This window comes from Noviherbaspirillum malthae, assembly GCF_015352985.1.
GTDB lineage: Bacteria > Pseudomonadota > Gammaproteobacteria > Burkholderiales > Burkholderiaceae_D > Noviherbaspirillum > Noviherbaspirillum malthae.
The window spans coordinates 139,933-151,779 of record NZ_JACYXF010000007.1; the positions used below are offsets into that span (position 1 = coordinate 139,933).

The 11,847-nt window shown below is 64.2% G+C and carries 9 protein-coding genes; 4 read left to right on the top strand and 5 right to left on the bottom strand.

The window, feature by feature from the left end:
• Nucleotides 1-75: 75 nt before the first annotated feature.
• Both IGW03_RS12665 and IGW03_RS12670 read right to left on the bottom strand, forming a co-directional pair.
• Nucleotides 76-1,386, bottom strand: a complete 1,311-nt coding sequence (locus tag IGW03_RS12665) for an MFS transporter (RefSeq protein ID WP_194722925.1) — start codon at nt 1,384-1,386, stop codon at nt 76-78.
• Between the two features lie 10 nt (nt 1,387-1,396).
• On the bottom strand, nt 1,397-2,419 hold the full coding sequence (locus IGW03_RS12670; RefSeq protein ID WP_194722926.1) for a MerR family transcriptional regulator: 1,023 nt from the start codon (nt 2,417-2,419) through the stop codon (nt 1,397-1,399).
• A gap of 248 nt (nt 2,420-2,667) precedes the next feature.
• On the opposite strand from IGW03_RS12670, the gene IGW03_RS12675 reads away from it, so the two are divergent.
• Nucleotides 2,668-3,924, top strand: coding sequence for an NHL repeat-containing protein (locus IGW03_RS12675; protein WP_194722927.1), 1,257 nt, complete (start codon nt 2,668-2,670; stop codon nt 3,922-3,924).
• 89 nt (nt 3,925-4,013) lie between these two features.
• Here IGW03_RS12675 and IGW03_RS12680 read toward each other — a convergent pair whose 3' ends face one another.
• From IGW03_RS12680 to IGW03_RS12690, 3 genes are all read right to left on the bottom strand, one after another.
• Nucleotides 4,014-4,427 carry a hypothetical protein gene (locus IGW03_RS12680; protein WP_194722928.1) on the bottom strand — a complete coding sequence of 138 codons (414 nt, stop codon included), beginning with the start codon at nt 4,425-4,427 and terminating at the stop codon, nt 4,014-4,016.
• Between the two features lie 467 nt (nt 4,428-4,894).
• A complete protein-coding gene (locus tag IGW03_RS12685) occupies nt 4,895-6,811 on the bottom strand; it encodes a putative bifunctional diguanylate cyclase/phosphodiesterase (protein ID WP_194722929.1) in 1,917 nt (638 codons plus the stop codon).
• 127 nt (nt 6,812-6,938) lie between these two features.
• Nucleotides 6,939-8,096, bottom strand: a complete 1,158-nt coding sequence (locus IGW03_RS12690) for a GGDEF domain-containing protein (RefSeq protein ID WP_194722930.1) — start codon at nt 8,094-8,096, stop codon at nt 6,939-6,941.
• Between the two features lie 406 nt (nt 8,097-8,502).
• On the opposite strand from IGW03_RS12690, the gene IGW03_RS12695 reads away from it, so the two are divergent.
• The 3 genes from IGW03_RS12695 to IGW03_RS12705 all read left to right on the top strand — a co-directional run bounded on the left by IGW03_RS12695 (nt 8,503) and on the right by IGW03_RS12705 (nt 11,813).
• Complete coding sequence (locus IGW03_RS12695) at nt 8,503-9,045, top strand: septal ring lytic transglycosylase RlpA family protein (RefSeq protein ID WP_228535433.1); 543 nt, start codon at nt 8,503-8,505, stop codon at nt 9,043-9,045.
• A gap of 106 nt (nt 9,046-9,151) precedes the next feature.
• The gene (locus IGW03_RS12700; protein WP_194722931.1) at nt 9,152-10,201 is read left to right on the top strand and encodes a ligase-associated DNA damage response exonuclease; all 1,050 of its coding nucleotides are present in this window, start codon (nt 9,152-9,154) and stop codon (nt 10,199-10,201) included.
• Complete coding sequence (locus IGW03_RS12705) at nt 10,194-11,813, top strand: ATP-dependent DNA ligase (RefSeq protein WP_194722932.1); 1,620 nt, start codon at nt 10,194-10,196, stop codon at nt 11,811-11,813. The genes IGW03_RS12700 and IGW03_RS12705 overlap by 8 nt, the downstream gene beginning before the upstream one ends.
• Nucleotides 11,814-11,847: the final 34 nt, after the last annotated feature.

Genomic DNA, 11,847 nt, shown 5'->3' on the forward strand with positions numbered 1-11,847 from the left:
AAACATCGATTATTGCCGAAATCGGGCGCGCGGTGCTGAAAACACCGGGTTATCTCTCCTTTGGACGAGACGGCGTCAGGAAGGCAGGGAAGCCGCCGACGGCGCGTCCGTTATCTTGCCCATGCGCGACGTCCCCAGTGCGACCAGCACGATGGCCACCAGAGCGCCGCCGCTGAACGCGAACAGCTGGACCAGCGTCGCGCTGCGCAGCAGCCATCCGGTCAGCGCCGACGACATCGGCGCGATCCCCATGAAGATGAACATGAACATCGCCATGGCGCGGCCCATCATGGCGGGCGCGACATGCCGCTGCAGCCAGGTAAAGACCGTCACCTGCACGAAGCCGCCCAGGACGCCGATGACGAACAGCAGCAGCATGCCCTGCCAGGCGGCGCCGATCAGGCCGAGCGGAATGAACAGCAGGCCGATCACGCCGTCGAGCAGCAGGATGGTCTTGCCGAAGCTGCCGATGCGCATGCGCGGCCGCATGCCGGTGGCGATGACGCCGATCAGGGTGCCGGCCCCGTGCGCGCCGGCCAGCGCGCCGAAGGCGGCCGCGCCCTGCCCCAGTTCGCCGGCCAGCACCGGCACCGCCACCTGGACCGGGCCGCTGATGAACAGGGCCACCGCCGCCCAGTAGGTGAAGCAGGTGCGCAGGCTGGCGTCGTTCCAACAGTAACGCAGGCCATCGCCGACGGCTGCCCAGACGGATTGCGCGGGCTGGCCGGGCACGGTCTGGCGCGGCGAAGAGACGCCGGTCTGCACCCTGGACAGCGTCCAGGCCGACAGCGCGAAGCTCAATGCGTCCAGCACGAATGCGACAGCGATGCCGTGTGCGTCTTGCACGCCCTTGCCGCCGCCATCACCGAACAGCGCGATCAGCAGGCCCGCCAGCAGCGGGCCGGCGAACATCGACAGCTGGCGCAGGCCCATCGTTATGCCGTTGGCCGCCGGCAGCAGTTCGCGCGCAACCACGTGCGGCATGATCGAGGTGGCGGCGGGGATGCTGAATGCCGTCGCCAGGCCGATTGCCAGCGCCAGCGCATAGACCATCCAGAGAGTCAGCTGGCCGCTGAAGACCAGCGCCGCCAGCAGCGCCAGCAGCAGCGTGTTGGCATGCTTGGTCAGCATCAGCACGCGCTTGGGCGAATGCCTGTCCGCCAGCGCGCCGCCGAGCAGGATGAACAGTGCGCGCGGCACGCTCATCAGGGCCAGGACCGTGCCCAGCACCAGCGTATCGCCGGTCATCTGCAGCACCAGCCAAGGCAGGGCGATGAGGCTGAACTGGTCGCCCATCATCGAGATCAGCGAGCCGGCGATCAGCCAGCGGAAATTGCGGTCGCGCATGAGTTGGCCGCGCGCGGGAGCGGCAGGTGAGGTTGCCATGAAGTGCCTTCTAGTTTTGATTGTTTTCGAGGTATGCCAGACCCTGACCCAGGAGAGTCATCAATTCGCCCTGCAAGCCGCTGCCGGCCATCAGGTCCGGTTCCCGGGCATGGATGTCGCGGATGCGTGCACGCACGGCCGGATCCTTGCCCCAGACAGCCTGGAAGAGTGCGATCCAGCGCGAGCAGAAGTCCTGCATTTCCGGGCTGTCCGGCGCCGCGCCGCGCTCCAGCAGTTCCTGCGCTTCCGCAAACATCACCGGCCAGCGCCGGTAATGGGCAAGGTAGGCAGCGCGCATGCCGGCGATTTTGTCGGCCCCGAGGTAGCGGGCATACACGCCCAGCCGGTACTCCGCGCTCACCTGCGTTACGTATTCGAGCATGGCGGTATCCACGCCGGTCAGTGCCTGCGCACCGGGCTCGTTGCGGTGCAGGGCATCGAGCTTGAGCATCATGCGCGGATCGCCGCCCATGTGTTCCAGCGAAAGTCGCAGCCAGGGTTCGGCCAGCACCACGGCCTCGGGCGCATCGGGCGCGACGCCGCGTTCCATCAGGTCGCGCACTGCCGCCACGATGGCATTGAGCTCCCTCATTTCCCTGGAACCCTTTTGCATGCGCGCGTATTCCTCGGGCGTGAAATAGCGGTCATAGATGGCCATCATCTCGAGCGTCGTCAGCCATTCGTTCAGTGCGGGCTGCTCCTGTCCGCGCAGCAGCGTGCGCAGGTCGTTCAGGCGGTTGCGCAACGCGGCGGCGCGCTCGATCTGCCGCTCCAGCGCCGTCACCTGTTCATCGATCACGCTCTGCAGGTCGCGCGCATCGCCTTCCAGCAGCACCGCGACTTCCGACAAGGGCAGATCGAGGCGGCGCAGCGCCTGGATGCGATAGAGGCGCTCGACATCGCCGCGGTCGTACAGGCGGTAGCCGGCCTCCGATCTTGCCGAGGGCCGCAGCAGGCCGATGGCATCGTAGTGATGCAGGGTGCGCACCGTCAGCCCGGTGCGTTTTGCCAGTTCGCCGACTTTCAGCAGCATGTTCGCCTCCTCTCCATGCCAACACGATAAAGGCTGACGCAGCGTAAGGGTCAAGTAGTTTGGCGGGAAAAATGTTTTTAACTTGCAATTAAATGCCTAAAAAATAAGCAGAAACACATGGATACAACATCATTTCCACACTTTCTTCCACCGTTGAGGGTTGTCAAAAGACGCATGTTTCCTCTCGGTGATGATATTTGAAAACAAATATGTAATCAGGGAGTTACGAAAGATTGTTGAGGTGAAATATGGCTACAGTAACTATGGTCAGCCGGCTGACGGCAGGTCTCATTTGCATTGCACTGACAGCATGCGGCGGCGGTGGCGGTAGCCCTGATAACGCAGTGAGTCCGACGTCGGGCAGCGGCACGACGGGCACGGACGGAAGCGGCGGCGCAGGAACGGGAACGACCGGAACGACAGGCAACGGTGCAACGCCGGGCCAGGGCACAGGCACAGGTTCGACGCCGCAGAGCTCGCCGCCTTCAGGCGGAACGGACGGCACGGGCGGCACCGGTGATACAGGCAATACCGGCAGCACCGCAAACGCTACCGATGCCCGCTTCAACCGGCCGATCGGCCTTGCGCGCGATGCGGCGGGCAACATGTATGTGGCCGATTCCGGCAATTACACGATCCGCAAGATCAGCCCCGCCGGCAATGTCAGCACGCTGGCCGGCAGCGCGGGCAGCAGCGGCAGCGCCGACGGCACCGGCAGCGCGGCGCGCTTCAGTTTCCTCAAGGGATTGAGCGTCGACGGCGCCGGCAACATCTATGTCGTGGACGGCAATGCGGTGCGCCGCATCTCGCCCACCGGCGCGGTGACGACGCTGGCCGGCGTGGTGAATACCGCCGGCAGCGTCAACGGCACCGGCGCCGCCGCGCGCTTCTCCCAGCCTTGGGGCATCGCGGTCGATCCTTCCGGCGTCGCCTATGTCGCCGACACCGAAAACTATGTAATCCGCCGCGTGGCCACCGACGGCACCGTGAGCACCTATGCCGGCACGCCCGGCAGCCGCGGCACCGTAAACGGCAGCACCGCCAGCGCCACCTTCCTCGGACCCAAGGGTATCGCGCGCGACGCTTCGGGCAACCTGTACGTGACCGACTGGTTCGGACCGCCGGCGCCGATGACCAGTGAAACCAGTACCTTCATCCGGAGGATCGGCAGCGACGGCGTCGTGAGCACGATGGCCGGCAACTTCGGCGGCGAAACCGGGCCGGCGCAGTTCCGCGATACCTTCGCCATCACCGCCGACAATGCGGGCAATGCCTATGTGTCGGCGTTCAACCGGGTACAGCGCATCAGCGCCGCCGGTGCGGTGAGCACCGTGGCCGGGCCGATCATCGGTTACCAGTCGCTCGAAGGCATCACCATCGATGCGGAAGGCAATCTCTATGTCGCCGATACGCCCAGCCACGCAATCAGCCGCGTCACGCAGGCAGGCGCCGTGACGGTGGTCGCCGGCAAGCAGAATGAAGCCGGCAGCACCGACGTGCCCTGAGGCAGGAATGCTCGCGGCAATGCCCGGCAGCCAGGCCGGCTTGCCGCGGGCGGTTAGTTTTCAGGAATTGCGAGGCGGAGAAGGCGTGATCAGCGCCAGCCCTTGCGGATGCGGTAATCGTGGCTGATGACGATGCGGGTGGTGGCGATCAGCGGGCTCAGGCCGAGGATCAGCTGCGTCATCCTGTCGCCGGGAAGCGACCAGATCTGCGCAGGCGGCGGCGCGACCTGGGTGGCGGCGGTGATCAGCGGCGCCACCCATTCGGCATCCGGCGTGACGTCGAGCAGGATGTCGCCGTCCTGGGTGGTATGCAGGTAGATTTCCCCGCCATGCTCCAAGCCGAAGCAGATACCATGGCCGTTCGGCTGCTTTTTGGCGTCGACGTGGAGCTGCAGCTCGCGGTTGTAGTTGTCGATCCAGGCTTCGACATCGTAAGTCGTGGTCAGCACGATCCAGGGGCGCTCGCCCGGTTCTGCGGGCTTGTTGTCTTCCAGAGTATCCATGATGGTCAGGTCGTGCCGCAGAGGGTGGTGTTCCAGATAAAGCGCATTATTGTAGTCTGAACGACTCCACTTCGGCTTCCCCTCGGGCATCAACCCCGGATACCGAGCGCCGGGACGGCATTCCAGTTTCGCTGGGGCGGTTTGGCAGGATTGGCAGCAGTTTCTGCAGGTGATGAATTGGATTGTCTTTCGCATGCAGCCAAGGCTGCAGCCAGCACGAGTACAACAATGGCAATACGCTCCGGGGTCGTGCGAAGTGACATTTGATCCTTCCAGGATTGCAGGTACCTGACCTAGACCGGATTTGGTTTCCGCAGTTCAATGCGTTTTTACCTGTTTTTACACCGCGCTGTTTACCAATTACAAAACGTAAATCCATTAAAACAACATTGTGTTGATTTCGATATCAGCCTTGCAGCAGCAGGCTGATATCGAAAGTCGGCCGGCATGCCGAAATGACAGGATGGCTACAGCAGGAGCTCGAATTGCTCCGGCGGCAAAGGCTGGGAGAACAGGAAGCCCTGCGCATAATCGCATCCCGCCTCCAGCAGCCATTGGCGCTGCTCCTCGGTTTCCACCCCTTCGGCGATCACCTGCAGTCCGAGCTTGTGGGCCATCACGATGATGGTCTCGGCAATGGTGCGGCTGGTGCTTTCGCGCGTGGTGTCGCGGATGAAGGACTGGTCGACCTTCAGGTAATCGACATCGAATTTCTTCAGGTAGGCCATCGACGAATAACCGGTGCCGAAATCATCGATGGCGACCTGCACGCCGGCGTCGCGCAGGCTGAACAGTTTTTCGGCGGTCGCTTCGCTGGCGTTGAGCAGCAGCCCTTCGGTGATTTCCACCGACATGCTGTTCCAGCCGAGGTCGAGTGAACTCAGGTACGCGCCCCAGTCCAGCGTCTTGGCATTGGCGAGGAACTGCACCGGCGACTTGTTGATGCTCACCTGGAATACACCGTTGCGCATCTTGCTCCAGCGCTTGGCCCAGACGGCGGCCTGCATGAAGACCCAGTTGCCGATCTCGTTGATGAGGCCGGTCTCTTCGGCGAGATAGATGAACTGGTTCGGGCAGACCAGGCCGCGCGAAGGATGAATCCAGCGCAGCAGCGCCTCGGCCTTGGCCACCTTGCCGGTGCGCAGTTCGACCACCGGCTGAAAATACAGGGACAGCTGGCGCTGCGGCAGCGCATTGCGCAATTCGCCGATCAGCTTGAGGCGCTGCCAGGCCTGCTCCTGCATCGACCGGGTAAAGAAGCTGAACTGGTTGCGCCCTGCATTCTTGGCCACGTACATGGCCTGATCGGCATTGCGCACCAGGCGTTCCGGCTCGTGCGCATCGCCCGGATGCAGGGTGATGCCGATGCTGCCCGACACATGGATCTCTTCCTGGCCGAGCAGGTAGGGGCGGCCGAGCGCCGCAAGGATTTTTTCGGCAATGTGTTCCACATGCGAGCGGCCGTCCAGATCGGTCAGGATGACGGTGAACTCGTCCCCGCCGAGCCGCGCGACCGTATCCGATTCGCGCACGCAGGAGCGGATGCGCGCCGCAGTCTGCTTGAGCAGGTCATCGCCGGCATCATGGCCGAGCAGGTCGTTCACCTCCTTGAAGCGGTCCAGGTCGATGAACATCAGCGCCAGCAGCTTGCCGCTGCGGCGGGAATTGAGCACTTCGTATTCCAGCCGGTCGCGAAACAGCGAGCGGTTGGGCAGGCCGGTGAGCGCGTCGAAGTTGGCGCGGCGCAGGGTTTCCTGTTCGGAGGAAATATCGACCGTGGTACCCACCATGCGCGTGGCCAGGCCGCTGTCGTTGCGCGCAATCACGGCGCCGCGCGCCATGACCCATTTCCATGTGCCGTCCTTGCAGCGTACCCGGTATTCGCAGGCGAGAAAGCGGCTCTGGCCTTTCAGGCAGGTCATCATTTCCTCGTACACGCGCTCCCTGTCCTTGGGATGGGTAATGGCGGCCCAATCCTGCAGGCGTGAGCCGACTTCCGACTCGTCGTAGCCAAGCATCTGGCGGCCGCGCCAGGACAGCGTGAAGTGGTCGCTGGAGATATCCCATTCCCAGACGCCGTCGCCCGCGGCTTCGAGCGCAAGGCGCAGGCGCGCTTCGCCGGCCTGCATGTCGCTGCGCATTGCGGTGGCAGCTGTTTCATCTGTGTTGGCCTGGGCTTGGGCTTCGGCCGCAGGCGGGACGGGCTGCTGAAGGGGAAGCAATTCGTGGAGCGGCCGTCCGACGATGTCGGCCTTGCTCAGGCCCAGCTGCTGCAGGAAGGCATCGTTGGCATCGACCACGCGCAGGTCCGGCGACAGCAGCAGCAATCCTTCGCTTGCCGCATGCATGGCCGACGGCAGATCGGCGGAATGCATCATGCTCATGGCCCTCCTCGATGATTCGCTGCGCGGCAAGCGGCGTGCCGCACGCGAGAATCCCATTCATGATGATTAGGAAGGTGCAGAGTTTTATAGTTCCAGGCTTTGCCGGCGCTCATTGGCGGGCTTTTTTCTAATCGCAGGCGACCCGGTTGCGCCCGGATGCCTTGGCGGCATACAGGGCGGCATCGGCGCGGCGCATCAGCTCCTGGAACGAGTCGGATTCGCGCAGCATCGCCAGGCCGATGCTGACGGTATAGGCGGGCGTGTCCGGCTGGCCTTCCAGGTGGAAGGCATTGGCGCTGCCTTCCATCGTTACCCGGATGCGCTCGGCGACCTTGACGCCGGCGGTGCGGCCGGTTTCCGGCAGCAGCACCGCGAATTCCTCGCCGCCGACGCGCGAGAAATAATCGATGCTGCGGATCGCCGTTTCCGCCCGCAGCACCGCATCCATCAGCACCCTGTCGCCGGTGGTATGGCCCCAGGTATCGTTGATCGACTTGAAGTTGTCGATGTCGAGCATGAGCAGCGCCATCGGCCGGTTGGTGCGCCGCGCCAGCGACAGCTCGCGCTCGGCCAGTTCGAACAGCGCGCGGCGCGACCAGGCGCCGGTGAGGAAGTCGCGGTTGGCCGCATGTTCGGCCTTGGCCATCATGGTGTCATGCACCATCATGACCGCGCCGATGGTCAGGACCGGCAGCACGAAGGTGCCCGCCGACAGGAAGAACAGGTTCCAGGGCGAAGGCTGCAGCAGCGATGTCAGTTCTACCGGATTGGCGAAATAGATGACGGCGCGTGCCGCATGTCCGAGCGTGATGAGGCCGGCCATGCCCACGGTAAACACATACGGATAGCGTGAACGCCATGCCTGGCGGGCGCGCCAGATCGTTAGGGCGATCAGGAAACAGATGCCGCCCTGATACAGCGCTACCGTGGCGGTGCGCAAGGCGAAGGAATCGATGGCGTAGTGAAACGCCGCAATCAGAGCAGTCACGGCGACCACGCTGAGCATCAGCGGCCTGAGGTAGACCTTGCGGCCGAAGAAACGGCGAAAGCCGACAAGTATCGCCGCACTGGCCGCGGCATACGTGCCGTTGGCCAATTCGTAGGCAGCAAGTTCGGGCAGCTCTCTTCCGAACGCATAGAGCACCAGCGCGCAGAAGCCGATGCCGTTGGCCACCGACCATTCCCGTACGCCAGGTATGCCGCTGCGCAACAGGGACATCAGGACGAGCAGCATGACGACGCAGAACAGGGCGCCGATGACGAGGATGTTGAATGCGCTGGGCATGGTATGACGTTCGGTCCGTGAAAAGTTAAAAGGCCATGCCTGATGCTCTACGGATTGATGCGGATGGCGTCGTCCCGGCAGCGGACGACAACACATAAGATGCGTGCCGCGCCTTTAATGTTCCGCGACGAAAGTGGAAGTTCTGCGTGTTTTTGTGCGCATGATCAAAGGCTGTTCCCTGCAGATAAAGGCGGTTGTCATCATGTCGAAACTTTAAGCAGCGCAGGCTATCGAACTTGAAACCCGATAGAGTCCACGCATGCATTCATTGCCGCGCATGTCCCCTTGCGGCAAGCCGCGGACTCCGGAGCCTGAATCGTTTTAATGCAGGCTCCACGCGCGCATCCCCGGCGGCAAGCCACCAGCGCGCGCCTTCCTATCCGTTATTGTTGCAAGGAGTACCGACATGGTTACGATGCCGTTCGCTTTGCGTTTCAGTACGTTGTTGATCGCTTCCAGCTTGGCCGCCGGCGCGGCGATTGCTGACACCTCCTCCAAGTCTTCCGCTTCGGAAAAACCGCCGCAGAGCAAGACCGCTTCCGCGCAAAAAGCACAGAAGCCGGGCAAGCCCAAGCTCGACCATTCCGGCCAGCCGCGACATGGCAAGGCCTCTTTCTACGCCGATAAATTCGCCGGCCGCAAGATGGCTGACGGCACGCGGATGGACCCCGATTCCAATATCGCCGCCAGCCGCACCTTGCCGATCGGCACCAAGGCGGAGGTCAAGAACCTCGACAATGGCAAGACCGAAGTCGTAGAGATCCGCGACCGCGGCCCGTATGTCGACGGACGCATCGTCGACCTCACGCCCAAGACCGCGAAAAAGCTCGACATGGACGAGAAGGGCGTGGTCCCGGTAGTGGTGACGCCGATCGAGGTGCCGCAGCCCGACGGTTCGGTCAAGCCGGGCGCGGCGGCGGACAGCGACGTCAAGACCGCGGAACGATGAAGCAATGATGGAGAACAATGCACCGGGCGCACCAACCGGTGCTTTCCATTGTCATAGCTGAAGGAAAGAGGCCGGCTATCGATGATCAAGTATTGAGGAATCCCGCATGACAGACATGGTGGTTGCACGCAAGGAAGGCCTCTATTGCGTACCCGGGGATTTCTACATCGACCCCTGGCTTCCGGTGGAAAGGGCGGTGATCACCCATGCGCACGCCGACCATGCGCGCATCGGCCATGGCCGCTATTTGGCGTCGGCGGAAGGCGAGGGCGTGCTGCGCGCCCGCCTCGGCGACATCCGCCTCGACACGCTGCCCTACGGCGAATCCGTGGTGCATAACGGCGTGAACGTATCGCTGCATCCTGCCGGCCATGTGCTCGGCTCGTCCCAGGTGCGCATGGAATGCCGCGGCGAAGTGTGGGTCGCTTCCGGCGACTACAAGGTGGAATCCGATGCCACCTGCGCCGCGTTCGAGCCGGTGCGCTGCGACACCTTCATCACCGAATCCACCTTCGGCCTGCCGATCTACCGCTGGCAGCCGCAGCAGACCATCTTCAACGACATCAACGACTGGTGGCGCGCCAATGCGCAGGAAGGCCGCGCCAGCGTGCTGTTCTGCTATGCCTTCGGCAAGGCGCAGCGCATTCTCGCGGGCATCGACGCCGGCATCGGCCCCATCATCTGCCACGGCGCGGTCGAACCGCTCAACCGCGCCTACCGCGCTTCGGGCGTGCGCCTGCCGGAGACGCGCATGGTCACCGACATTGCCGACAAGGCCGAGCTGCGGCGCGCGCTGGTGATTGCACCGCCTTCAGCCGGCAGTTCGCCGTGGATGAAACGCTTCGGCGAATACAGCGACGCCTTCGCCAGCGGCTGGATGCTGCTGCGCGGCGCGCGCCGGCGGCGCGCGGTCGACCGCGGCTTCATCCTGTCCGACCATGCCGACTGGCCCGGCCTGATGCAGGCCATCGGCGCCACCGGGGCAGAGCGGGTGATCGTCACCCACGGACAGGTGCCGGTGATGGTGCGCTGGCTGCGGCAGAACGGACTCGATGCAGGCGCCTTCGTGACCGAATACGGCGACGAGGAAGACGATAGCAGTACGGAGAAGGAATCCGCGATTGCGCCCTCAGGCGAAAGGACTGCCGATGCGTGAGTTCGCCCGCCTGTATGCGGAGCTCGACAGCACCACCGCCACCAGCCGCAAGCTGGCGGCGCTCAAGCAGTACTTCAGCCATGCGGCGCCGGCCAATGCGGCCTGGGCCGTCTATTTCCTTTCCGGCGGCAAGCCGCGTCAGATCGTGCCGACCAAGCTGCTGCGGCAATTCGCGATCGAGCATGCTGGCATCGATGACTGGCTGTTCGACGAGTGCTATCACGCAGTCGGCGACTTCGCCGAGACCATCGCCCACCTGCTGCCGCCTCCGAAGGATGCGTCCGATGTCGGCCTTGCCGAATGGATGACCGAGCGCATCGCGCCCCTGCGGGGCGCCGCGCCGGAAGCCATTCGCAGCGCCATGTTTTCCTTCTGGGACCAGCTCGACGCGCAGGAGAGATTCGTGCTGCAGAAGCTCATCGGCGGCAGCTTCCGGGTGGGCGTCTCGCGCCTGCTGGTCACGCGCGCCATCGCGGAAGTGGCCGGCGTCGACGGCAAGCGCATCGCCCAGCGCCTCATGGGCTGGACCGACGGCAAGGTGCAGCCCACCGCCGAACAATATCAGCGGCTGGTCGCCGGCCATCATGACGAGGAACAGCAGTCGCTCGGTGGGCAGCCGTACCCGTTCTTTCTCGCCCATGCGCTGCAAACCGATCCGGCCACGCTGGGAGCGGCCGGCGACTGGATGGCGGAGTGGAAGTACGACGGCATCCGCGCGCAATTGATCCGGCGCGAGGGCGAGACCTGGCTGTGGTCGCGCGGCGAAGACCTGATCACCGAACGATTTCCGGAAATCAGCGGCGTTGCACTGCCCGAGGGCATGGTGATCGACGGCGAGATCGTCATCTGGAAGGAGGATGCGCCAGCGCCTTTCTCTTCGCTGCAGCAGCGCATCGGCCGCAAGACGCTGTCGGCGAAGATGCGCGCCGAACTGCCGGCGGTGCTGATCGCCTACGATCTGCTCGAACTCGAGGGTAACGACATCCGCGACCGCACCCAGGCCGAGCGGCGCGCCCTGCTCGAACAGGCGGTTGCGGCCATTGATCATCCGGCGCTCAAGCTGTCGCCGCTGGTGCGCGCCGCCTCGTGGGAAGAGCTGGCGCAGCTGCGCGAAACCTCGCGCTCGCGCGCCGTCGAGGGCCTGATGCTCAAGGCGGCCGGATCGCGCTACGGCGTCGGCCGCACCAAGGACAGCGGCACCTGGTGGAAATGGAAGATTGATCCCTATGCGGTCGATGCGGTGCTGATCTATGCCCAGACCGGCAACGGCCGGCGCGCCTCGCTCTATACCGATTACACCTTCGCGGTCTGGGACAGCGAGCCCGACGGCACGCGCAGGCTGGTGCCCTTCGCCAAGGCCTATTCCGGCCTGACCGATGCCGAGATCGCAAGAGTCGATGCGGCGATCCGGCGCACCACGATAGAACGCTTCGGCCCGGTGCGCAGCGTGCAGCCGACCATGGTGTTCGAGATCGGCTTCGAGGGCATCGCCGCGTCGCCGCGCCACAAGGCCGGCATCGCAGTGCGCTTTCCGCGCATTCTGCGCATGCGCGATGACAAGCCGATCGAGGAAGCCGATACGCTCGATACGCTGAAGGGAATGCTGGCGTGAGCACGGCGCCGGTCGATGCCTTGCCCGCGCGCCG

What these genes read in the sequence shown, in the direction of transcription:
- IGW03_RS12705 (WP_194722932.1), top strand. Translation starts at nt 10,194, where the DNA reads ATGCGTGAGTTCGCCCGCCTGTATGCGGAGCTCGACAGCACCACCGCC.
- IGW03_RS12665 (WP_194722925.1), bottom strand. Translation starts at nt 1,386, where the DNA reads ATGGCAACCTCACCTGCCGCTCCCGCGCGCGGCCAACTCATGCGCGAC.
- IGW03_RS12690 (WP_194722930.1), bottom strand. Translation starts at nt 8,096, where the DNA reads ATGCCCAGCGCATTCAACATCCTCGTCATCGGCGCCCTGTTCTGCGTC.
- IGW03_RS12695 (WP_228535433.1), top strand. Translation starts at nt 8,503, where the DNA reads ATGGTTACGATGCCGTTCGCTTTGCGTTTCAGTACGTTGTTGATCGCT.
- IGW03_RS12680 (WP_194722928.1), bottom strand. Translation starts at nt 4,427, where the DNA reads ATGGATACTCTGGAAGACAACAAGCCCGCAGAACCGGGCGAGCGCCCC.
- IGW03_RS12700 (WP_194722931.1), top strand. Translation starts at nt 9,152, where the DNA reads ATGACAGACATGGTGGTTGCACGCAAGGAAGGCCTCTATTGCGTACCC.
- IGW03_RS12670 (WP_194722926.1), bottom strand. Translation starts at nt 2,419, where the DNA reads ATGCTGCTGAAAGTCGGCGAACTGGCAAAACGCACCGGGCTGACGGTG.
- IGW03_RS12675 (WP_194722927.1), top strand. Translation starts at nt 2,668, where the DNA reads ATGGCTACAGTAACTATGGTCAGCCGGCTGACGGCAGGTCTCATTTGC.
- IGW03_RS12685 (WP_194722929.1), bottom strand. Translation starts at nt 6,811, where the DNA reads ATGAGCATGATGCATTCCGCCGATCTGCCGTCGGCCATGCATGCGGCA.